This window comes from Prauserella cavernicola (assembly GCF_016595675.1).
Taxonomy (GTDB): domain Bacteria; phylum Actinomycetota; class Actinomycetes; order Mycobacteriales; family Pseudonocardiaceae; genus Prauserella_A; species Prauserella_A cavernicola.
Genome location: NZ_JAENJH010000002.1, coordinates 1,046,185 through 1,068,351, shown reverse-complemented (window position 1 = coordinate 1,068,351; position 22,167 = coordinate 1,046,185). Strand labels below are relative to the sequence as shown.

General features: G+C 70.4%; 19 protein-coding genes and 1 tRNA gene. 10 read left to right on the top strand and 10 right to left on the bottom strand.

The genetic code is table 11. The features are described 5' to 3' along the window. Window positions 1–13: 13 nt before the first annotated feature. A complete protein-coding gene (locus JHE00_RS11825; protein WP_200317825.1) occupies window positions 14–811 on the bottom strand; it encodes an IclR family transcriptional regulator in 798 nt (265 codons plus the stop codon). Between the two features lie 116 nt (window positions 812–927). On the opposite strand from JHE00_RS11825, the gene JHE00_RS11820 reads away from it, so the two are divergent. Further along, window positions 928–2,304, top strand: coding sequence for a TrkH family potassium uptake protein (locus tag JHE00_RS11820; RefSeq protein ID WP_443678454.1), 1,377 nt, complete (start codon window positions 928–930; stop codon window positions 2,302–2,304). Continuing rightward, window positions 2,297–2,962 carry a potassium channel family protein gene (locus tag JHE00_RS11815; protein WP_200317823.1) on the top strand — a complete coding sequence of 222 codons (666 nt, stop codon included), beginning with the start codon at window positions 2,297–2,299 and terminating at the stop codon, window positions 2,960–2,962. Before JHE00_RS11820 ends, JHE00_RS11815 begins: the two co-directional genes overlap by 8 nt. 13 nt (window positions 2,963–2,975) lie before the next feature. On the opposite strand, the gene JHE00_RS11810 is transcribed toward JHE00_RS11815, so the two are convergent. Then, window positions 2,976–4,097, bottom strand: coding sequence for a 5-methyltetrahydropteroyltriglutamate--homocysteine S-methyltransferase (locus JHE00_RS11810; protein WP_200317821.1), 1,122 nt, complete (start codon window positions 4,095–4,097; stop codon window positions 2,976–2,978). Between the two features lie 89 nt (window positions 4,098–4,186). On the opposite strand from JHE00_RS11810, the gene JHE00_RS11805 reads away from it, so the two are divergent. The 7 genes from JHE00_RS11805 (at window position 4,187) to JHE00_RS11775 (ending at window position 10,128) form a co-directional block, all read left to right on the top strand. Beyond that, complete coding sequence (locus JHE00_RS11805) at window positions 4,187–4,657, top strand: hypothetical protein (protein WP_200317819.1); 471 nt, start codon at window positions 4,187–4,189, stop codon at window positions 4,655–4,657. Window positions 4,658–4,747: 90 nt separating this feature from the next. Further along, the gene (locus JHE00_RS11800) at window positions 4,748–6,169 is read left to right on the top strand and encodes a selenium-binding family protein (RefSeq protein ID WP_200317811.1); all 1,422 of its coding nucleotides are present in this window, start codon (window positions 4,748–4,750) and stop codon (window positions 6,167–6,169) included. Window positions 6,170–6,243: 74 nt separating this feature from the next. Further along, window positions 6,244–6,330 (top strand) — tRNA-Ser (locus JHE00_RS11795). 163 nt (window positions 6,331–6,493) lie between these two features. Further along, the gene (locus tag JHE00_RS11790; protein WP_200317809.1) at window positions 6,494–6,754 is read left to right on the top strand and encodes a hypothetical protein; all 261 of its coding nucleotides are present in this window, start codon (window positions 6,494–6,496) and stop codon (window positions 6,752–6,754) included. A gap of 3 nt (window positions 6,755–6,757) precedes the next feature. Continuing rightward, complete coding sequence (locus tag JHE00_RS11785) at window positions 6,758–7,003, top strand: hypothetical protein (protein ID WP_200317807.1); 246 nt, start codon at window positions 6,758–6,760, stop codon at window positions 7,001–7,003. A gap of 7 nt (window positions 7,004–7,010) precedes the next feature. Continuing rightward, complete coding sequence (locus JHE00_RS11780) at window positions 7,011–9,770, top strand: FtsK/SpoIIIE domain-containing protein (RefSeq protein ID WP_200317805.1); 2,760 nt, start codon at window positions 7,011–7,013, stop codon at window positions 9,768–9,770. Continuing rightward, window positions 9,763–10,128, top strand: a complete 366-nt coding sequence (locus tag JHE00_RS11775; RefSeq protein WP_200317803.1) for a hypothetical protein — start codon at window positions 9,763–9,765, stop codon at window positions 10,126–10,128. Before JHE00_RS11780 ends, JHE00_RS11775 begins: the two co-directional genes overlap by 8 nt. A gap of 16 nt (window positions 10,129–10,144) precedes the next feature. Here JHE00_RS11775 and tgmC read toward each other — a convergent pair whose 3' ends face one another. Genes tgmC through tgmA form a run of 3 tightly spaced genes read right to left on the bottom strand, consistent with a single transcriptional unit; the run spans window position 10,145 to window position 12,584 of the window. Beyond that, window positions 10,145–11,305: an ATP-grasp peptide maturase system methyltransferase gene (gene tgmC, locus JHE00_RS11770; RefSeq protein ID WP_307831903.1), complete on the bottom strand. Its 1,161-nt coding sequence runs from the start codon at window positions 11,303–11,305 to the stop codon at window positions 10,145–10,147. Then, a complete protein-coding gene (gene tgmB, locus JHE00_RS11765; protein ID WP_200317801.1) occupies window positions 11,302–12,255 on the bottom strand; it encodes an ATP-grasp ribosomal peptide maturase in 954 nt (317 codons plus the stop codon). Before tgmB ends, tgmC begins: the two co-directional genes overlap by 4 nt. Continuing rightward, window positions 12,255–12,584: a putative ATP-grasp-modified RiPP gene (gene tgmA, locus JHE00_RS11760; protein ID WP_200317799.1), complete on the bottom strand. Its 330-nt coding sequence runs from the start codon at window positions 12,582–12,584 to the stop codon at window positions 12,255–12,257. Before tgmA ends, tgmB begins: the two co-directional genes overlap by 1 nt. A 215-nt stretch (window positions 12,585–12,799) precedes the next feature. On the opposite strand from tgmA, the gene JHE00_RS11755 reads away from it, so the two are divergent. Next, the gene (locus JHE00_RS11755) at window positions 12,800–14,272 is read left to right on the top strand and encodes a helix-turn-helix domain-containing protein (RefSeq protein ID WP_230423204.1); all 1,473 of its coding nucleotides are present in this window, start codon (window positions 12,800–12,802) and stop codon (window positions 14,270–14,272) included. Here the strand turns inward: JHE00_RS11755 and JHE00_RS11750 are convergent. The 5 genes from JHE00_RS11750 to JHE00_RS11730 form a co-directional block, all read right to left on the bottom strand. Continuing rightward, window positions 14,269–14,826: an NUDIX hydrolase gene (locus JHE00_RS11750; protein ID WP_200317797.1), complete on the bottom strand. Its 558-nt coding sequence runs from the start codon at window positions 14,824–14,826 to the stop codon at window positions 14,269–14,271. The two genes, JHE00_RS11755 and JHE00_RS11750, sit on opposite strands and share 4 nt — an antisense overlap. Window positions 14,827–14,892: 66 nt before the next feature. Next, the gene (locus JHE00_RS11745) at window positions 14,893–17,283 is read right to left on the bottom strand and encodes a DUF8508 domain-containing protein (RefSeq protein ID WP_307831902.1); all 2,391 of its coding nucleotides are present in this window, start codon (window positions 17,281–17,283) and stop codon (window positions 14,893–14,895) included. Window positions 17,284–17,393: 110 nt separating this feature from the next. Beyond that, on the bottom strand, window positions 17,394–18,656 hold the full coding sequence (locus tag JHE00_RS11740) for a hypothetical protein (RefSeq protein WP_200317795.1): 1,263 nt from the start codon (window positions 18,654–18,656) through the stop codon (window positions 17,394–17,396). Then, a complete protein-coding gene (locus tag JHE00_RS11735; RefSeq protein ID WP_200317793.1) occupies window positions 18,653–20,458 on the bottom strand; it encodes a dynamin family protein in 1,806 nt (601 codons plus the stop codon). The genes JHE00_RS11740 and JHE00_RS11735 overlap by 4 nt, the downstream gene beginning before the upstream one ends. 97 nt (window positions 20,459–20,555) lie before the next feature. Beyond that, on the bottom strand, window positions 20,556–22,076 hold the full coding sequence (locus JHE00_RS11730) for an IniB N-terminal domain-containing protein (protein ID WP_200317791.1): 1,521 nt from the start codon (window positions 22,074–22,076) through the stop codon (window positions 20,556–20,558). Between the last annotated feature and the right edge of the window lie 91 nt (window positions 22,077–22,167).

Sequence of the window (22,167 nt, the reverse complement as noted above, 5' to 3'; positions counted from 1 at the left end):
GGACGGAAGGCTTTCAGTGGGTCTCCCAGCGCGCATCCCCGGAGACCCGGCCGGCCCTCGGGGCGCCGAGCGCGCGCGAGATACCCCTCGCGGCGGCTCTGACCGCGGGCACCAGCGTGCGCGGATCGGTGCCCTCCGCGGGCACGACGATCGAGATCGCGGCCACCACGGAGTCCTGCTCCCCGTAGACGGGAGCTGCCACCGACAGCGCCTCTGGCTCGATCTGCCCGTCGCTCACCACGTAGCCGTCGCGCCGCACGTCGGCGAGCACCCTGCGCAGCTCCGACGGCGACGAGATCGTCTTCGGCGAGTACCGCTTGAGCGGCACGGCGAGCGCGCGCTCCTGCCAGTCCTCCGGCGCGAAGGCCAGCAGCACCAGCCCGACCCCGGTGGCGTGCACGGGCAGCCTGCCGCCGACCCTGGACTGGATCTTGATGGCGCCCCGGCCCGAGATGCGTTCCACGTACACGACCTCGGCCACGTCCAGCACCGCGAGCTGCACGTGCTGATGGGTGGCCTCGTAGAGGTCCTCGAGGAACGGCATCGCGCTCGCGCGCAGGCCCGCGCCGTGCGGGGCGAGTGAGGCGACCTCCCACAGCCACAGTCCCACCCGGTAACGCCCGTCGGAGTCGCGTTCCAGCGCGCCCCGCTCGGCGAGCTCGCCGACGAGCCGGTGAGTGGTGGACAGCGGCAGGCCCGCGCGGCGGCTCAGGTCGGACAACGTCAGCACCGGGTGCTCGGCACTGAACGCGTCGAGCACGTCCAGCACACGCCCGACCACCGTCGGTGAGACCTCAGCGTTGTGCCGCACCTCCACAGCCAACTTCGTCGGCGCTCAGGGCGCAACCTCCGCGTTGCCGGTGCGAGCCGGGGGCCGATTGGTTAGCTTTGCGTCCGGACAGCCGATCGAACGAACGGAGTGACCCAGTGGCCCGGGACTGGTCCTGGGCCGTCCTGCGCCGGTTTCTCCCCAGCTGGCGCCAGCCCGCGCGAATCGTGGTGCTGGCGTTCGCGGCGGTGGTGGCGCTGGGGACGGCACTGCTGTCGCTGCCGGCCGCCACCACCACGGGGGAACCGGCCGAGCTGGTGACGGCCCTGTTCACGGCGACCTCGGCGGTCTGCGTCACCGGGCTCGTCGTGGTGGACACGCCCACCCACTGGTCCACGTTCGGCGAGGTGGTCATCCTCTGCCTCATCCAGGTCGGCGGGCTCGGCATCATGACCATCGCCTCGCTGCTCGGCCTGCTCGTGTCGCGCCGGTTCGGGCTGCGCCTGCAGCTCACCGCGCAGACCGAGACCAAGGCGCTCGACCTCGGCGACGTGCGGCGTGTGGTGCGGGGCGTCGCGCTGGTGAGCCTGGCCTTCGAGCTGGTGACGAGCCTCGTGCTGGCCGCGCGGTTCGCGATCGGCTACGACTACGGCGTCGCCGACGCGCTCTATCACGGGGTCTTCCACTCGGTGTCGGCGTTCAACAACGCCGGTTTCGCCCTGTTCCCCGACAACCTGGTCGGCTTCGCCACCGACCCGTGGATCTGCGTCCCCATCGCCGCCGCCGTGCTCGCGGGCGGGCTCGGCTTCCCGGTGTGGGTGGAGGTGTGGCGCCGCACGCGGGAGCGACGACGCAAGGCCCGCTGGTCGCTGCACACGAAGATCACCGTGGTCACCAGCGGTGTCCTGCTCGTCGTCGGCGTCGCCGTGGTGACTCTCGCGGAGTGGAACAACCCCGCGACGCTAGGCCGCTTCGACGCGGGAGGCTCGCTCGTCGCGGGCTTCTTCCACGGCGTCATGCCACGCACCGCCGGGTTCAACAGCATCGACGTCGGCCAGATGGAGTCGGGCACGCTGCTGATCAACGACATCCTCATGTTCATCGGCGGCGGCAGCGCGAGCACCGCGGGCGGCATCAAGGTGACGACGTTCGCGCTGCTGGCGTTCGTGATCTACGCCGAGATCCGCGGTGAGCCCTCGGTGCACGTGATGGGCCGCAAGCTCCCCGCGACCGCCCAGCGGCAGGCCCTGTCGGTGGCGCTGCTCAGTGTCGGCGCCGTCGTCGCGGGCACACTGCTGCTGCTCACGCTCACGCCGTTCCGGCTCGAGTTCGTACTCTTCGAGGCGATCTCGGCGTTCTCGACCGCCGGCATGACCACCGGGATCACGGCCGAGGTCGGCACTGCGGGGCACGTCGTGCTCCTGGTGCTGATGTTCCTCGGCCGCGTCGGTCCCATCACGCTCGCGTCGGCACTCGCGCTGCGCGAGCGGTCCCGGCGCTACGAACTACCGGAAGAGAGGCCGATCGTTGGGTAACCGGAACCAGGGCCGTCGGGTCGTCGTCATCGGCCTCGGCCGCTTCGGCAGCTCGCTCGCCGTCGAGCTCGTCAACGGCGGCTGCGAGGTGCTCGGCATCGACAGCGACCCCAAACTCGTGCAGAAGCTCTCCGACGAGCTCACCCACACGGCGGTGGCCGACACCACCGACGCCGAGGCCATGGGCCAGCTCGGCGTGCCCGAGTTCGACCGCGCCGTCGTGGGCATCGGCACCGACATCGAGGCCAGCATCCTCACCACGTCGATCCTGGCCGACTTCGACATCCCCAACATCTGGGCCAAGGCGGTGAGCCGACAGCACGGCCGCATCCTGCGCCGCGTCGGCGCCCACCACGTCGTGCTGCCCGAGCACGACATGGGCGAGCGCGTGGCCCACCTGGTGACCGGCCGGATGCTGGACTACATCGAGTTCGAGGACGACTACGCGCTCGTGAAGACCACGGCTCCGGCGGAGGCGATCGGCAAACCGCTCGGCGAGACGCGGGTGCGCAACAAGTACGGCGTCACCGTGGTCGGCGTGAAGCGGCCGGGCAGCGAGTTCACCTACGCCACGCCGGAGACGGTCATCGCCCCGCGCGACCTGCTCGTGGTGGCGGGCCGCCGCGAGGACGTCGAGACGTTCGCGGACCTGACCTGAGCGAGGGCGTGAGCTAGCCCCACACCCTGGCCGCGGTCTCCACGATGCGCTCGAGCTTGCGGATCTCCTGTTCCTCGGTGAGGTCGTTGCCCTCCTCGGTGGAGGAGAACCCGCACTGCGGCGACAGGCAGAGCTGCTCCAGGTCGACGTACTTGGCCGCCTGTTCGATGCGGCGCTCCAGCGACTCCACCGGCTCGAGCTCGCCGCGCTTGGTGGTGACCAGGCCGAGCACGACGTACTTGTCCTCGGGCACGAACCGCAGCGGTTCGAAGCCGCCGGAGCGCTCGTCGTCGAACTCCAGGAAGTAGCCGTCCACGTTCAGCTCGTTGAACAGCGCCTCGGCCACGAAGTCGTAGCCGCCCTCCGCCGCCCACGACGACCGGAAGTTGCCCCGGCACAGGTGGGTGGTGATGGTCATGCCCCCCGGCCTGCCCGCGATCGCGGCGTTCATCGTCCTGATGTTGCGCAGGTGCAGGGTCTCCGGGTCGCCGCCCATGCGCGCCACGAGCTCGCGCTGGTTCGGGTCGTTGAGGTAGGCGAGGCTGGTGTCGTCGAGCTGCAGGTAGGTGCAGCCGAGCTCGCCGACGGCCCTGACCTGCGCGGCGTAGGCGTCGCCGAGGTCGGCGAAGAAGTCCTCAAGGTCGGGGTAGACGTGTTCGTCCACCGCCTTCCTGCCGCCGCGGTAGTAGACCATGCTCGGCGAGGGAATGGTCAGCTTCGGCGTCACCGCGGGATCCACAATGGACTTCAGGTACTCGAAGTGCTCGCCGAAGATGGTGGTGCCGAGGCCCACCTTGCCGTCCACCTGCAGGCCGGGCGGGCTGAACTCCAGGTCACCGGCGGCGTTGTGGAACTTGACGTGCAGGCGTTCGTCACTCTTCGAGACGCCGTCGAGCTGGTAGATGAAGTCCATGTGCCACGAGGCGCGCCGGAACTCCCCGTCGGTCGCTGAGCGCAGGCCCACCTTGCGCTGCAGGTCGACGACGTCGCGGATGGCCTCGTCCTCGATGGTCCTCAGCTCGGCGCCGCTGAGCTCACCCCGCGCCGCCTGCTCGCGAGCCCGGTGCACGGCGGCGGGGCGCAACAGGCTACCCACGTGGTCGGCGCGAAACGGAGGAATCGAACGCTGACTCATCACCGCATGGTCACACGTCCCGCGAGGCCCATCAACCGACGAACGCGCGGCCCCCGGTACGGCAGCCCCGTGCCGGGTACCCAGCGCGGATGTCGCACCCCCTCGCACGCGGACTCGCGGCGGGAGCCGCGGGGGTCACCGCGCTGAACACCGTCACCTACCTGGACATGGCCCTGCGCGGACGGGCCGCCAGCAGCACCCCCGAGCGGACCGTCGACTCGCTCGCGAGCGCCGTCGGCCTCCGCGTGCCCGGCGTGGGCGAGACGCGCCGGAACCGTCTGACCGGCCTGGGTGCGGTACTCGGCACGCTGGCCGGCACCGCGGTGGGCGTCGGGTACGGCGCGCTGCACGCCCTCGGCTGGCGGCCGTCGCCGCCGGTCGGGGCGCTCGCCGTGACCGCGGCCGCGATGGTGGCGGGCAGCGGGCCGATGACCGCGCTCGGCATCACCGATCCGCGCGGCTGGAGCGCCACCGACTGGCTCAGCGACGTGCTGCCCCACCTGGCCTACGGAGCGGTCACCGCGGCCACCTACCGCGCCATGGAACCGGCGGCGGAATGAGCGGGGGCCAAGTTTTGCAGCCCCCTGGACAGTGACCGCGCCGCATGGAGACGCTGGAAGTTTCCTTCGTCTCAGCCGAGGAGCGCAATCATGACGCACGCCAACGGTCCCGAGATCGATCCCACGTTCTACCGCAGCCCGGCCGAGGCGATCGCGGCTCCGCCGGAGCAGCTCGCCTACGTGGTGGCGTTCGACCGCACGGCCGAGCGTCCCGACGCCCTCACCGTCGTGGACACCGACCCGGAGTCGAACACCTACGGGAAGGTGGTCGGCTGGTCCGACCTGCCGACCCGAGGCGACGAGCTGCACCACTTCGGCTGGAACGCCTGCAGCAGCGCGTTCGCCCACGCGGGCCACGACACCGACGGCCTGCGGCGCCGCTACCTGCTGCTGCCCGGCCTGCGCTCGTCCAACATCCACGTCTTCGACACCGAGCCCGACCCCAGGCAACCCACACTGCACCGCACGGTGGCGGCGAGCGAGCTCGCCGCGGGCGCGGGCTACTCGCGGCCGCACACCCTGCACTGCGGGCCCGAGGGCATCTTCCTGTCCTGCCTCGGCGGGGCGAACGGATCGGAGGGACCCGGCGGAATCGCGTTGCTGGACCACGACACGTTCGACGTCCTGCGGGCCTGGGAGACCGACCGAGGGCCCCAGTACCTCGCCTACGACGCGTGGTGGCACCTCAACCAGAACATCGCGATCACCTCCGAATGGGGGACGCCGTCGATGATCGAGGACGGCATCGACCCAGAGCTGCTGCTGGGGAACAAGTACGGCCACAGCCTGCACTTCTGGGATCTCGAGAAGGGCACCCACCTGCAGGAGGTGGACCTCGGCGCGCAGCACCAGATGGTGCTCGAGCTGCGCCCGTCACACGACCCCGAGGCGACGTGGGGGTTCGCGGGCGTGGTGGTGAGCACCGAGGACCTCTCCGCGTCGGTCTGGCGCTGGCACCTCGACGGCGGCACCTGGCGCGCCGACAAGGTGATCACGATCCCGGCCGAACCCGCCGAGCCGGAGCTGCTGCCACCGGCGTTGCAGCCGTTCGGCGCCGTGCCGCCGCTGGTCACCGACATCAACCTGTCCGTCGACGACCGGTTCCTCTACGTCTCGTGCTGGGGCACCGGCGAGCTGAAGCAGTACGACGTCAGCGACCCGGCTCACCCGAAGGAGACCGGTTCGGTGCGGCTCGGCGGGATCGTCGGCCGGGTGCCACATCCGTCCGCAAAGGACGAACCACTGGCGGGAGGCCCGCAGATGGTGGAGGTGAGCCGCGACGGACGTCGCATCTACCTCACCAACTCGCTCTACGGCAGCTGGGACGACCAGTTCTACCCCGACGGGGTGGGTGCCTGGTTCGCCAAGATCGACACCGACCCCGGCAGTGGGGGCGGGCTGAGCATCGACGAACGGTTCTTCCCACACGGCAACGAGTTCCGTGGGCTGCGGGCGCACCAGGTGCGGTTGCAGGGCGGCGACGCGTCGTCGGACTCCTACTGCTTCCGCTGACGGGCTCACCCGGAGTAACCGCAGCTCAGACCCGGTAACCGCTGGTCAAACAGGCCCCTGCTACGCTCTTTCGCGGAGGATTGGCCGAGCGGCCTAAGGCGCACGATTGGAAATCGTGTTGGGTGTAACAGCCCTCACGGGTTCGAATCCCGTATCCTCCGCGCTTCGAACGAGCAGAACGCCGGAACCCCTCGGGTTCCGGCGTTCTGTATTAGACGGGCGCACAGAGTAATCAGCACGTCCCCCTACCTTCATCTGTCCGGAGTCGATCGGTCACGCTAGGTTTGATACCGATTGACCCGACTTCCTCAAGGAGTCCGCCCCATGCCCGGAGTGGAAGAGATCCGCGCGGGGATCGCCCTCGCGAACGAGAAGGCTTCCGCTGGCATTGCCGCCCTTCAGCAGGCTGCCCAGTCGATCGAGGAAGCCCAGCAGACCCTTTCCATGGCGACGTCCGGCAGCACGCAGCAAGAGGTGAACCAGGCTCACGGTCTGCTCGCCGAGGCGCTGCAGGGCATCAACGGCACGCAGAGCACCATCCAGGCCTGCATCTCTTCCGCCGAGAACTACTCGGCGCGGCTGTAGCCGATGTCGTTCGACCAGCTGCGCCAGTCGCTCGCTCAGGTGCACAGCGGGCTCACCGACGCCCGCGTCCACACCGATCGGGCGAAGGAACTGCTGGAGGAGTACCGCCGGGCGCTGGCCGATGTCCAGACCCAGGCCCAGCCGTGGCTGCCCCCGCAGTTGCCCCGCGCCTTCGAACAACTCGACAATGACAGCGGCCGGCTGGCTGGCGCCGACGACCTGCTGAACCACTACGAGGCGAGGCTGTAGGCAACGCATGGGCAGGAGGGCAGGCGAGCAACGCGCCCGGGTGACGACCGCGCTCGATCACCTGAGGCAGCAGATCGGCCTGGCCCTCGGCGCTGCGCGCAACGCCCGCACCGCGGCCGAGTTCGAACTGGCCAAGGCCCAGCTCGAGCAGCTCATCGTCAGGGTGGGCACGGAGCGGGCCGCGCACGACCCCAAGGTCACCGAGCACGCGAGCGATCCCGCCATGCCGGGCGTGGTGTCCTGGCTGCGCAGCGTCCGCGCCGAGTTCTACCGCGAGTGGGCCGACGGCCCCAACCGGCTGCGCGAGCTCGTCGCGGCGAGCGCGCCGGGCCCCGCCGGACGTCCTCCGGGTGACTGGCTCGGCAGGGTCGGCAACTCGCCGGGCATCACGGCGCCCGAGCTCTGGCGCATCGGCTACTCCACAGTGGATGGTTCGACGGCCGGTCGGACCGCGGGCACGGAGCTGAGCTTCGACGTCGCCGTGCCGCTGCTCGACGAGTCGCACCTCGCGATCACCTCGGCGCCCGGCACAAGGCAGTCCGTGGACGCGCTGGTGGAGAACGTGCTGATGCGCGTGCTCAGCACGTTCGAGCCCGGCGCCGTGAAGATCCACCTGTGGGACGTCGGCCAGCTCACCGCGGTGCTGCCGAGCTTCTACGCGCTGAGCCGCACCAGCGCGGTCACCGTGCACGACCCGACGCGCCTGGTCGACCTGCTCGACGAGTTCGCCGGGCACATCCGCCGCATCCACAGCAACACGATGCAGGCCGGTTTCCCCTCGCTGCGGGCGATGCGCGCCGCGACGGGCAAGCGCGCCGAGCCGTGGCGGATCGCCGTGCTCTACGGCAACGGCGAGGACCTGCACCCCGAGCAGATCCGCGACCTGCGGCGCGTGGCGAGCGGTGCGCTCGACGCGGGGATCTCGCTGGTGCTCGTGGACGTGCCGACCGTGCTGGGCGGCTCGGTCGAGACGATCAGCCTGCTCGACGAGCGGCGCGCGATCTCGAGCATGACCGGCTCCGACCTGGTGGTCACGCTCGATCCACCGCTGCCGTCGGGCCAGGTCACCACGGCCGCGCACCGCATCGCGGAAGCACTGGTCGCCAAACAGGGCGGGCCGCGCTCGTTCGGCGACCTGCTGCCCACCGAGTACGGGCGGGAGAGCGCGGCGCGGGAGCTGCGCGCGCCCGTGGGGTTCTACGAGGGCGAGCCCGTCGAGGTCGTGATCGGCGACGCCACCCCGCACGCGCTGATCGGCGGCCCGAGCGGATCGGGCAAGACGAACTTCCTCTACGCGCTGCTCGGCAGCCTCACCGCGCGGTACTCGCCCGACGAGCTCGCGCTGTACCTGCTGGACTTCAAGGAGGGCGTCTCGTTCGCGGGACTGGCGCCCGGCCGCAAGGACGAGAGCTGGCTACCGCACGCGCGGCTGGTCGGCGTCAACATCAACACCGACCGCGAGTTCGGACTGGCGCTGCTGCGCTTCCTCGCCGACGAGCTGCGCAGGCGCTCGGCCGCGGCCAAGGAACACGAGGTCACCAACCTCTCCGAACTGCGCGAACAGGATCCAGCCGGGCACTGGCCGCGCATCGTCGCCGTGATCGACGAGTTCCAGTACCTCTTCGCGGGCCGCGACACGGTGACCGCACTGGCAACCTCGCTGCTGGAGGACCTCGCCAGGCGAGGCCGCTCGCAGGGCATCCATTTGATACTGGCGAGCCAGGACATCGCGGGCATCGACGCGTTCTGGGGCAAGCCTGCCGTGTTCGAGCAGTGCACGCTGCGCATCGCGATGCCGAAGGCCCGCAGGGTGCTCGCCGACACCAACCAGGCCGCCGTCGCCGCGCCGAAGTGGCACTCGGTGATCAACCACGACTCCGGCATCGCGCACGGCAACCAGCTCGCGCACGTCCCCGACGCCAGCGCGAAGGGCGTGTTCCCCGCGTTGCAGCGCGAGCTGTGGCAGGCCTACGCCGGGCACGGCCAGCCCCGGCTCTTCGACGGCGCACACGCACCGCTGCTGGAGGAGTCGGCGGCGTTCACGTCGCTGGGCCTGGCCGAACGGCCGCGCGCGCTCGTCGGCCAGTCGATCGACGTCGCCGACACCGCGCACAGCGTGGAGCTCTCGGGCGCACCGGGCAGGCATCTGGCCGTGCTGGGCACGTCCACGAAGGAAGCACTGTCGATTCTGGACTCCGCCGCCCGTTCGCTGGCACGCCAGTACCAGCAGGGCGACGTCGAGTTCGTGCTGTGCTGCCCGGTCGAGCGGTGCGTGCCCGCCGCGAGGGAACTCACCGACCGGCTCGTCGCCGAGGGCCACAAGGCCGGCCTCATCGCCCCCGACGAGCTCACCGGAGTGGTCACCACCACCGCCGCGAACCTCGCCGGGCTGGGAACCGCGCGCATCATGGTCCTCTACGGGGTGGACGCGGCACTGCCCGCGCTGGAGGCCAAGGAACCCGGCAAGCAGAGCGGACTCGACCACCTGCGGACGCTGCTCAAGCAGGGCCCCGCGCACGGGCTGCACGTGCTCGGCTGGTGGCGGGGCATCGCGCGGCTCAAGGACACCCTCGGCTTCGCAGGCACCGACGACATCGGCGCGTGGGCCGCGCTCGACGTTCAGGGCAACGAGCTGGCACCGTTCTGCGCGGGGCAGGTCGTGCACTGGTCGCCGAGGCCCGACCGCGCGCTGTTCTTCGACCGCACCACCCATTCGTCGCCGGAAGTGGTCATCCCCTTCAACCGTCCGGAGAGCTCCGATGAGTGACGAACCGACCGCCGCGATGCGGTACAAGGAGATCGTCGGCCTCGCGCGCAAGGCGGCCGAGGACCTGCGCACGTGGGAACTCGAACGCACCGAACAACTCACCGGCGAGATCGCGGCAAGGGCCGACGCGGTGACCACGGCGGCCAAACGGGAACAGGCGATGACCGAGCGCGCCAACCGCTGGTGGCGCATGGCGAACGACAACGTCTCGCGGCTGTCGTGGCTGGAACTGGGCGCCCCGCCGGAACCGACGGCCTCGGCGCGCGGCGAGTGGCTCGACCGCTACGCCGAGGACGTCCGGCCCGCGTACCACGAACTGACGCAGGCGATCCTCAGGCTGGGCTGGCGAGCCCGTTAGCCCAGGGCCTGGCTAGCTACGGCAGCGGAGGCAGCGACCACCGGAAGGGCCCGTCGGGCTCGTCCAGCCACATCTGGTGGAACCCATCGGGCGTAACGGTCAGACCGAAACGATCCCAGCCCGGTCTGCCGAGCGTGTCCCACATGGTGTGTACCCGTTCGAACTGTTCCCAGATTCTCACCGGTCCTCCGTAGCGAACCTCCCGCGCACCCCTTTCGTCCGAGTCGAGCGCGATCGCGCACCACGACCCATCGTCGCCGGTGAAGGTCGCCCACTGCGCGCCGTTCCTGCCGCGGTAACCGAACACGACCCGCCGAGGTAGCTGTGACTGTGCCAGAAACCACGGCAGGGCATTCGTCCACGGCTCGGCATCGAGCGTCGTGGTTGACCGCAAGCCATTGTCGAGGTCGATCTTGCGGGCCTGCTCGGACGACGGCGCCGTGTCGGTCGCGCGCATCGCCATGAACCCCGCCCACCGAGGCGAGAACCGGCCCTCGAGCCGGTCACCGATACGCCTCAATCGAACCAGGTTGCCCGCGTGCGAGCCGCGTTTGACGTCGACGAGCACCAGGCCTCCGTCACGTACCTGCCTCGCCCACGTCCACGGCACTGCCGGCACCGAGCACGTCGCGATGATGCGGTCGAACGGTGCCGCATCCGGTAGGCCGGCCGTTCCGTCGGTCGCCGCCAGTGTGGGCGCGTACCCGAGGTCGGCAAGACGCTCACGCGCGGCGTCGACCAGCCCGGCGCCGATGTCTACCGAGAACACGCACGCGTCGCCAAGACGGTGCGCCAGTAGGCCCGCGTTGTAACCGGTGCCTGTTCCGATCTCGAGCACGCGGTGTCCGTCGCGCAACTCGAGTGCCTCGAGCATCCGCACCATGAGTCCCGGTTTTGTCGACGACGACACGGTCACCGAGTTGCCGGACTCGGTCCGCGCAAGCGCTGTCACGAGTGGCCGATCGCTGTAGACAGTCTCGAGCCACCCCGCATCGCCCACGCCCTTCTTCGCCCAAGAGCCGTCTCGCCTCTGTTCGAAGAAGTGCGGGACGAACACGTGTCGCGGCACTCCCTCGAGTGCGGCCCGCCACATGGGATCGGTTAGTACGCCATCGGCCGCGACCCGCTCTCCGAGCTTGCGCGCGTGTTCACGCCACATGCCGTCCGATACCGTCACGTCTCCACTCCCCTCGCGAGCAACTCCGCCAGCGTCGCGGTGATCGGCGCGCCGAGGGCATCCTCGATCCATCCATACTGACCGCCTGCGTTGCATTCCAAGAACACCCAACCTCCGTCGGGGCGCACCACGAAGTCGAAAGCGCCGTATACGAGGCCGAGTTCTGCACAGTAGCGACGCACCCCGGCCACCACGTCTATTGGCGGGGCGACGAGTTCGTAGCGCAGGGCTCCGTAGTCGGCGCGCCAGTCGAGCCGGCTTTCGGCGCTGCCGGCGATGATGCTCGCGGCGAAAACATGCTCGCCAACCACGATGACCCGCGCGTCGACATCCTTCGGAACCCACTGCTGGAACTGGTGAGCAGTGCGCTCGACACCGCGTAGATCTTCCAGATCGGCCGGTCCGACACGCGTCGTGAAAGTCGTTTTTCGCCCGCCTTCTTCCACGATAGCCGCGGCGCCGAGCGCCTTCGACACCATCGGGCCGGCTGCGAACGAGCGCACCGCATTCGCCTGATTGGTGATGAGCGTTTTCGGCACCTTCAGCCCGCACGACGCCGCTGTCGCCAGCTGCACCGGCTTGTACGCCGCGTCCGCGTTGCGGCTCGGGTGGTTCACCCACAACACCGGCAGTGACGCCAGAATCCCACCCAGGCTGTACTTGGCCTCGGACATCGCCCAGCGCCTCTCGGTCGGCGACATCTCGGCGTGGAACCGGAACGCCGAGGGGCTGCGGTACCAGATCGACCGCAGCGCCTTGAATTCGATTCGCCGCCCGCCGGCGGTCAGGCTCCCCGCCCAGCGCCCACCACGCAGTTCCGCCCGAACACTCGCCCGCTGCGGAAACCACGCCGTATCGACGCGCGCCACCGGCGCGCCTCGATCCTCGAGCGCGCGAACCATCCGATCTGCGGTGATGTCGTCCTCGGACGCCAGGATGAGAACCGTCATCAGTCGTTGATCCAGTCCTCAGCGCTCGGCCCATCCTCGCCGTCCACCGTCGATGTCGTGTGCGCGGTCGGATCGCCTGCGACCGGAAGATCGATCAGCGGCACGCCGTCCTCAAGCGCAACCGCCTTCTGCTCACCCTGGTCGTAGCGCCACGCCGGCAGAGCGCGACCCGGGCCTGCCGGCCGAGCACGCCGCAACCCCCACGGACGCACGCCCACACGCGAGGGTGTGTCGTCGCGCGACCCCGGCGTCGTCGTGCCCGAGAGCGCGAACTGTGCGCTGAAGGGTGCGAACGGGTCGGTGTCGAATTGGAAAGATGCATCCGACATCTGAGCTCCTCTCCTCTGTTGCCGTCAACAGCTATCTGGCTCCCGAATGGGCTGGAGCAGTTTCGAAACGTGTCGCGAGCATCGACGCTCAATCCGACAAGGGAAACGACGCCGACGTATACGGCGCACTCAGCGCATATACCTCGCAGGTATATGAACCGTCACAACCCGTGGCAGATCACCTACACTGCGAATTGATCGGGATGGGGACCGGTATGAGCGACCAGAGACGCTGCTGCGGCGCGTGCGGCGCACGACTCGCCGCGGACCAGCGGGCCAAGCTATGCAGTCCGTGCTCCCGGTTCGCGGCCGCTCGGAATGAGCCAGCTCGGCCCAGCACCGACTTCTGGGATCGAGAGAGCCTGCGCGATGCCCTGGCATCGCGGCACTTCGGACGCGTCTTCAAGGCCTATCGGCAGGCGCACAAGCCGCAGGTCACGCAAGCCACGCTCGGCCGGTGGCTCGGCATGTCCCAAGTCCAGGTGAGCAGACTAGAGAAGGAGAACGCGCAGGCACCGTCAGACCTGCGCAAGCTGCAACGGTGGGCTGAGATCCTGCACGTCCCACCGTCCGAACTGTGGTTCACCGTTGGCTATACCGCGGACGAGTCATCGTCGCAGCCGACCTCGATTAGCCTGCCGACGAAGGACGGCGAAGGTGACAACGTCCAGCGTCGACAACTTCTCAAAGCGGCAAGCTCAACCGTGACGTTGGTCGGCGCCTCTCTGCTCGGCGCACCGGCCACGACGACGACCCAGCGGAGCCGCACGTTAGGAAAGACCGACATCAAGATCGTCCGCGAGATGACCGGTGTGTTCCGCCGACTCGACAACCGCTACGGAGGAGGACACACTCACGCCGCCGCCACAGTCTCGGAATACCTGACGGTGACCGTGAAACCCATGCTCCAAGACGGTGTCGGCACCGACGTCGTCCGCGCCGACCTCTTCCTGGCTGCCGCGGAAATGCACCAGCTCGCTGGCTGGATCGCATACGACATCGGCAAACGCGATGCCGGCCGCCGATGGCTCCGCGAAGCACTCAAGCTCTGCCAGGATGCCGGCGACGACGCGCTGGAGGCAGAGATGTTGGCGGGCATGAGCCACCACGCCGCGTTCGACCACTCGCCCGGCACCGCCGTCGACCTGGCGCTTGCCGCCCGCCGAACCGCACGTCGATCCGGTCTTCCTGCGCTCGCGGCCGAAGCCGCGGCAATGGAGGCGCACGGTCACGCCATGCAGGGAAACGTCTCCGCCTGCTTCGCTGCCCTGCACGACGCCGAGCGAGCATTCGGCCGGGTGGTCGGCAGTGACGGACCAGAGTGGCTGAACTACTTCGACGCCGCCTACCTTGCTGCCAAGTTCGCACACACCTTCCGAGCACTCGGCCGACCGGGTGAGGCCGAACGCTTCGCACGCCGCTCGCTCGAAATGAGCGACGGGTACGAGCGCGGAAGGTTGTTCAACACTGCTCTACTCGCGTCGACACTCGCCGATCAGGGCCGGGTCGAGGAAGCCTGCACCACCGGCGGAGCCGCGATGCACATGGCGCGCACTGTGCGCTCCGTCCGCGGCGCCGAGTACCTCGCCGACGTCGGCCGCCGGCTGAGCCCGTATCGCGGACACGCCGACGTGTGCGCGCTCTACACGCAGATGGGCCGCGCCGGCCTCGCTACTCCGCCCGCCTAACGGCCGAACGCGAGTACGTGCAAGAGCCCCACCTGTGAGGCCGCCCCGACGATCTCGCCGCTCTCGATGTACTCGCGGATCGAGTCCAGCGGCACCCACGAGACCCGCTCGGCCTCGTTGATGTCCGTTGGCTCACCGATTCGTTCGGCGCCGCGCGCGAGGTAGAGCAGGTTTTCGGCATCTGCCGAACCGACCATCGGCTGCATGGTCACGAGCGGCTCGACATTGAGCGGACGCCACCCGGTCTCCTCTTCGACCTCACGAGCGGCGGTGACCGCCGGATCCTCGTTCGGGTCGACGTAGCCACCCGGCAGCTCCCACACCCACCGGTCGATGATCCACCTGTGGCGCCACATCAACAGCACACGATCGTGATCGTCGAGCACGATCATCATCGCGGCCTTGGGAATCCGTAGCACGTACTGCTCGAAGGTCACCCCGTCTGGCAACTCGACCGATGCGATGCTCAGTCGTAGCCGGCGAGTGTCATCGACGAGCCGCTCGCCATGGATGGTCCAGCGCGTCAGCTCGCGCCCGGTCGGTTCGATCTCCACGTGAGCCGATGCTACGGCCGAGACCGACTCCGGGACACTCCCGCGCCAACGAGCCCAGGGCCTGGCTCACAACCACCAGGACCACCAGCCGCCAGGACGGAAGCGCACCACCTGCGGGTCGTGGTCACTGGCCTGCTCGGCGAACTCCGCGTTGATGTGCACCACGTCGTAGTCCACCCCGAACGGCGCGCGCGAGATCAGCATGTGGTCCAGCACCTGCGAGTTGCCCTCATAGACGTAGCTGTAGCGCTCGCTCTTGGGCAGCGTGTCGATCAGGACCTCCAGCGGGCCGCGCAGCTTCGCCAGCGTCGGCGAGAACTGGAAGTCGTTGAGGTCGCCCGCCACCACGATGTTGGCGAACCGATCGGCCTCGAGGACGTCGTCGACGAAGCCGCGCAGCACCTCCGCCTGCTGCAGGCGCTGTACCTCCGAGCCGCGCGCGGGCGGCTGGTTGCGGCCGTGCGTCGGCTCGTCGCCGCCCTTGGAGGCGAAGTGGTTCGCGACGACGAAGACCGTCTGGCCCAGGAACCGGAACTCGCCCACGAGCGGCTTGCGGCTGTCCTCCCACGCGGCGTTCTCCGGGTCGATGCGGCCGGGCGAGGCCGACAGGCGCGCGCCGCCGAGCTTGCGCTGCACGTCCACCGCCGTCGTCGCGTCGCCGCCTGGACGGTCCACGAAGGACACTCGCTTGGGGTTGAACAGGAATCCGACGCGGATGTTGCCGCCCGGCTGACCGCCGTCGGTCAGGTCCTGCGGGTCGATCTGGCGCCACTGGTAGCGGGGCCCGCCCGCGGCGACGATCGCGGCCACGAAGCGGTCCAGCGTCTCGTCGGCCGCCACCACGCCGTCCCCGACGCCGTCGGGGCCGTTGTTGTCCTGGATCTCCTCCAGCGTCACGATGTCCGGCGACGCGAGGTTCTCCACGACTCCGGCGGCGAGCGCGTCGAACTTGGCCTGCTCGTCGCGCGCCGACAGGTTCTCGACGTTGTAGGTCGCCACGGCCAGCTCGCCGAGGCGCTGCTTGCGCGTGACCTCGCGCTCGAGCCCGTTGTCCTTCACGTCACCGAGGAGGTTGGCCATGATCGTGTAGCCACCGAAGCTGTCGTACTCGACCGGACCCGAGGTGATGCCGGCGAGCGTGTCACCGGTGTTGGCCTTCGGGAAGGGCCGCTGGGAGAACGGGATCAGCGACTCGATCTTGACGATGCCCGTGTTGGGCCGGTCGTAGTCGAGGTAGACCGAACCGCCCCGCGCGCTCGGGTTCTGGTCGGGCTCGGTGGTCACGTACAGCTCGTTGTAGTCCGTGCTGCGGCTGACCAGCCTGGCGTCGGTGACGCTGACGAGCTCGCCCTCGTGCGCCTCCCAGAAGTCCAGCGCGTACCGCTCCGGCTCCAGCGGCAGGTCCTCGATGTTGCCGCCCACCTGCGGCGCCGAGCGCTCGGGCAGCGTGCCCTCGGTGACCACGACCGGCTCGGGAACGGCGTTGCCGCTCGACTCGACCGTCCACGTGGCACCGGTCAGCTGCGTGGTCGACTGCGACTGCTGCGACGGGTAGTACTCCGCCACCACGCCCGCGACGCTCACGGCGTCGCCCGGCGCCACCGAGGGCGTGACGGAGCCGGTGAACACGAACAGACCCTCACTGGTGCGCGGGTCGTCGTCGGGTTCCGGGTCCTGCAGCCAGAAGCCGCGTGCAGAGCCGAACGTCTTCGTGGCCGTGACGACACCGGGCACTCGCACGCTCTCGCCCTCCAGCGGCGAGAGCCGGGTGGTGCCCTGGACGTCGCGGATGCGCGCGTCCGTCGGCTCCGCGCCGCCGCCCGGCTCCTCGCCCGCCGCGTTGACCGGCGTCGGGCTGCCCGCGGCGAAGTCGGCGGAGTTGTCGTCGGTGTCGGCCAGGTCGGTGCGCGCCACCGACGTGGTGTTGCTCGCCGCTGGCGCCGGGGAACCCTCGCGCACCGTCGCGTTGCCGTAGCCGACGAGGTCGACGATGCGGGAGTCCGCCGCGCAGTCGGCCGCGGTGAGGCACGTCAGGGTGTCCGTGCCCTCGACGAGCGCGACCGTGCCGGAACCCGCCGCCATCGCGATGGAGCCGTTCGCGTCCGGCGAGGGCAGCGCGGCCGTGCCGCCCGCACCCTTGGACTGGGCCACCAGGTAGCGCCCCTCGGGCTCCACCGAACCGGACAGCGGCGTCGCCTGCCAGCGGCTCGACCCGCTCGGCGAGCCCGGCAGGTACTGCACGCTCAGCCCGTCGAGGCTGGCCGACGCGTCGCCCGCGTTGGCCAGCTCCACGAAGTCGTTGGTCAGCGTCGCGCCGGAGTTGCCGCCCCCGCCGTAGACCTCGGCGATGACCGGGCCGGTGCTGGGTGCTGCGGTGGCGGGCGCGGCGATCACGGCCAGCCCGGCCACCGCGGTGACGGTGGCGACGGTGGTCGCGCGGCGCAGGAGAGAGGTCACCGGGAGATCTTTACCCAGCCGGGTGAACGAGGGAAGGACAATGGCCTAAACGTCAGCGACCGGTTTCGACCTCTGCCCGCGATCAGTTGCCGGTCCGTTCGACATCGAAGCTAGCGCCCGGGCCCCATTGCCATCGCTTCACAACTCCGGACGACCGTGAGCGCCGCCTGCCGTTCCGCGGCGCCGAACACCGGGTTCTCCGCGTACTCCTGCCAGAGCCGCAGCGCGCCGAGCGCGGCCTGCCGCACTTGCGGCTCCGGTCCCTCGACGCCCAGCCGCTGCGCGGGCTCGTCGCCGTAGCCGCCGATGAGCCGCAGCGCCTCGTCCTTGAGCTCCTCGGGCAATCGCGCGCGGCCTGCTCGCAACGCCGCCAGCACCCGCAGCTCGGCGAACTCGTGCGCCCCGGCGAGCAGTCGTTCCAGCTCGCCGAGCAGCGGCGCCGCCGCGGGCCGGGGTTCCATGCGCAGCACGACCTCGAGTCCGATCAGCGCCGAACGCGCCTTGAGCACGTGCCTGCGGTCGGTGAAGTAGCGCGTGATCGAGTCGCGCAGCTCGCTGAACCCGGTGCGCTGCGAGAGCTGAGCCGTCAGCGCGGACTGGGTGTCCACGCCGCCGCGCACGAGGGTGGTCGCCAGCCGGACGCCGAACAACCCGAAGCGCGCGAGCAGCTCCTGGCGGCGAGGGTCGGCGGCGAACCGGTCGGCGGAGAGCAGCAGCGGTTCCAGCTCAGCCTTGGGGACGGCGGCGAGCGCGGCGACGGTCTCGAAGTCGGCCTCGGTCAGGCTCCGGCTCGCACCGGCCGCCAGCCCGGCGACCGGCACGATGTCCTGGCACAGCCCGCTCAGTTCGGTGTCGCGCCGGTACCGTCGCGCCACCTGCCTCGCCGAGATCAGCGCGTCGACCCTGCCACCGCCGAGTTCGTCGGCCCGCGAGAGCACGACGAGCGCGTTCACCGGCGCGGCCCTGGCGACGGGGTGGTCCTGCACGGTCCGCAGGAACGACAGGTCCGCGTTGTGCGGGTGGCCCATCAGGTACAGCACGGCGTCGGCGTCCATGCAGACCCGTTCGAACGCGCCGGGCTCGGCCGCCTCGGCGTCCAGCGGCGGCGGGTCGAGCAACATCAGCTCGGCCTGCGAGCGGCTCGCCTGCACGTGGTGCCAGCCCGCGTCGGTGCCCGCACCGGCGACGTCCTCGCCCGCGATGGCGTTCACCAGTGTCGACCGGCCGCACCCGTGCGGGCCCGCGACCGCGATGCGGACGGGTTCGGTGAACCGCGCGAGGTGCCCGCGCAACCAGTTCGTCGCACGCGGGCTGTCGCCGTAGGCCTCCAGCGCCTGGTTGAGCAGCGACCAGGTCAACTCGGGCAGATTCACGCCGTGAGTCCGCGAACGGTCTCCGCCGTGGCGAGCGAGTGTCCCCTCCGGTACAGCAGGTTCAGCTGCTCGATGCCGCGCGCGAGCTCCCGTGCGCTGGCTCCCCGCTCAGCGGTCTCGGTGTCGATGACCTGCTTGATGCGCTTGGCCGTGTCGGCGATCTCGGTGCGCAGGTCGTGGGCGACGGCCGTGCAGCGGTCGCGCAGGTCGCGGTGGATGAGCCGGACGGTGTCCTTGCTCTCCTTGCCGTAGGTGAGGAAGAAGTCGTCGACGTGGCGGTGTGCGGCGGTCCGCGCCACGGCCTGGCGTCGTTTGAGCCGGGCGCCACGCTCCTCGAACACGCTCTTGGCACCGAACGCGGCACCCGCGCCGAGCGAGATGGGGTTGATCAACGGCATGCCCGCCAGTGTGGTCGCCAACCCGAACATCAGCAGGCCACTGTAGGAGCCGCGCAGACCGACGAACAGCTTCTGCCCCACCCCGAAGCGCTCGACGTTGGGCATCCGCAGGTCACCGATGTGGTCCCGCGCCTCGGCGCCGAGCAGCTTCTCCGGCAGCGCGTCGTCACCACGCGGAGCCACCTGGCGGGCGATCTTGCGCGCGATCCACTCGAAGCGGTCGAGCAGCCACGTCGAGTTCGTCTCCGCGACGGCCTTGAGGTTGTCGCGCAGCCACTGCTCGAACTCGGGCCAGTCCTTGGCCGGATCGGCGGTATCGAAGTACTCGTCGGCCTCGCGCAGGATCCGGCGGGTGCGGTCGCGCAGGTCGAAGTCGAGGTCGGCGACCAGGTCGGCGACCTCGTCGGAGAGCACCGTCTGCCAGCGTGCCGACTCGCGTTGCAGGTCCTCGAGCCGGTTGCCCGCGGCCCGCCAGCGGGCGGTCAGCTCGTCGGTGCCGCCCTCCCTCAGCTCGGCCAGCCGGTCGCGCAGCGGCTCGGCGAGCTGTTCCACCGTCATGTGGATCAGCGCGGCGGCCGAGCGGCGGCGCAGCAGGTCCACATGGCCCATCAGGTCCTGGTGCAGGTAGCGCACGAGCGCGCCGTAACCGGACTCGTCGTTGAGCGCCTGGTCGCCGGTGCGCGCGGCGGCGAGGCGCAGCGACGCCGACACGGGGATCACGGCGACGGAGAGCCCGTCGCGTTCCAGCCTGGCGCGGTTGCGTTCGGCGACCCCGCGCCAGCCCGGCACCAGATCGATCTTGGTGAGGACCAGGACCACGGTGGGACAGAAGAGCCGCACCCGGCCGAGTAGTTCCAGCTCGGCGGCCGAGAGTTCCCTGGTCGCGTCGGAGACGAGCAGGGTCGCGTCGGCGTGCGGGAGCACGGCCAGTGCACGGTGGGTGTGCTGCGAGGTGGGCGCCCCGATGGGCGGGGAGTCGACGAGCGCGAGCCCGGACTCGAGAAGTTTGCGGGGCAGTCCCACCTCGGCGCGGACGGCGCCGGAGTCGCGGTTGGCGCGCGTGGTGACGGACTCGACGGGCGTCGGGACGCGGCCGGACTCGATGGCGGTGGGGGCGCCGTCCTCGGTGGTGACGATCGAGGCTGCGGGCGCGGCGGCGTGTGCGACGACGGCGGGGACCGTGGTGGTGACATCGTCGCCGACCGCGCACACCGGGGCGTTGACGAGGCCGTTGATCAGTTGGCTCTTGCCCTGGCCGGATTCGCCCAGGACCAGGACACGGACCTGTGGTCCCGCCAGTTCAGTGCGACGGGACCGGAGACGCTCGGCCAGGTCGGGCCTGGCATGTGCGCCGCACGCCTGGATGGTCTCGTCCAGGACGCCGAGCCACGAGGTAGCCATCATCGGACGGCAAGTGTGCCTCGATCACTCTCCGCAGTGAAGGCTGGGCTCGTGATTGACACGAGCCCAGCCTGTTATCACTCCGAGATCAATTCGGTCCTCAGAGACCGAGGCCCAGGTCACCCGTGTCGGGGAGGTCCGTGGGCAGCGCGTCGGTCACGCCGGCGACATCGCCGAGCGGGCTGGCGCCAACGCTGTCCGTGACAGTGCCGACCGGGTCGCCCGGCAGCTCGGCCGGGACGTCGGCGGGCAGGTCCGCACGGTCGGGCAGCGGGTTGGCGACCGGCAGCTCCGGCAGCTCGGTGGGCAGGTCCACCGGGAGGCCGCCAGGCAGGTCGGTCGGCAGATCGACCGGCAGGTCGCCGAGGGCGGGGAGGTCGGTGGGCAGGTCCACCGGAAGCTCGCCGAGACCCGGCAGGCCGGGCATGCCGGGCACGTCCACCGGCAGGTCGCCGACGGCGGGCAGGTCAGCGGGCAGGTCGACGGGCAGGTCGGCCGGCAGCTCGGCGGGCACGTCGATCGGTGCGTCGACGGGCAGGTCCGCACGCTCCGCGGGCAGGTCGACCGGCAGCGAGCCGGTCTCCGGCAGCGCGGGGACCGCGGGCAGGCCGGCCGGGACCACACCGCCGAGGCCGCCGAGGCCGCCGAGCGCCGCGCTGTCCGAGGTGACCACGGCGAGCGTGGAGGCGGCGGGGTCGAAGCCGCGGGTCAGGCTCTCGGAGTCCAGCGCGCCGGCGAGGTCGCCGGTGGTGGCGAAGTCCGGCAGCGACGGCTCGGAGGGCGAACCGGCGAACGCGATGCCGTAGGTGCCGGCCGGGGTCTCGATCGAGCCGCCAGCGGCGACGTCCTCGGCAGTGGCCCCGGCGGTGCCCTCGAGCTCGACGGCGTCGCCGTCCAGCGCCACACCGCCGGCCGCACCGTCGGTGCTGCCCTCGGTGAAGGCGGCGATGCCGGCCTGCTCGGTGGCGAAGTCGAGGTCGCCGGAGATGCCCTGCAGGCTGGCGTCGACCGTGCCGGCGCCGTTCGCGGCGTCACCCTCGTAGGCGACCGAGCCGCCAGCGCTCTCCAGGCCCGCGCCGCCGATGCCGGCGAACTGACCGAGAACCGAGTCGGAGGTGGAGGCGAAGCTGGCGCCGTCCTCGCTCACCTCGCCGACGATCTCGCCCGCGCCCGCGTCGGAGACCACGGAGCCGGCCAGCTGGCCGCCCTCGGTGGAAGCCGTGGCGGCGCCGACAGCGTGAACCTGGTCGGTGACCAGCTCGCCCGCGCCCGCGACGCCGTCAGCGGAGCCCTCGAGGTCGGCGTCGAAGACGCCGAAGTCGAGCGCGTCGTCGGAGCGCTGCTCGCCCGCGACGTCGGCGACGGACTGCAGCTGGGCGATGGCACCCGCGATGCCGTCGGCGCCGACGGGCAGGTCACCCAGCGCGTCGGTGCCGGGCAGCTGGCCGCTGTAGTCCATGACGAGCGGAACGACTTCCTGCACGTCCTGCGCGGTGATGTCACCGAGCCCGGCGCACTCGAGGGCGTCGGTCGGGTCCTCGGTGAACGCCAGTCGCGAGGCGGGGTCGTTCAGCAGGCCGAGCACGAAGTCGTGCAGCGTCTGCTCCTCGTGGATGGACAACGAAATCTCCATTCGGTGGGGGATCGGTGCGGCGCTCGGGGACGCCGACCGAAGCAAGCTATGCCCGCGTGACGTCGAGGTCATCGGGGAT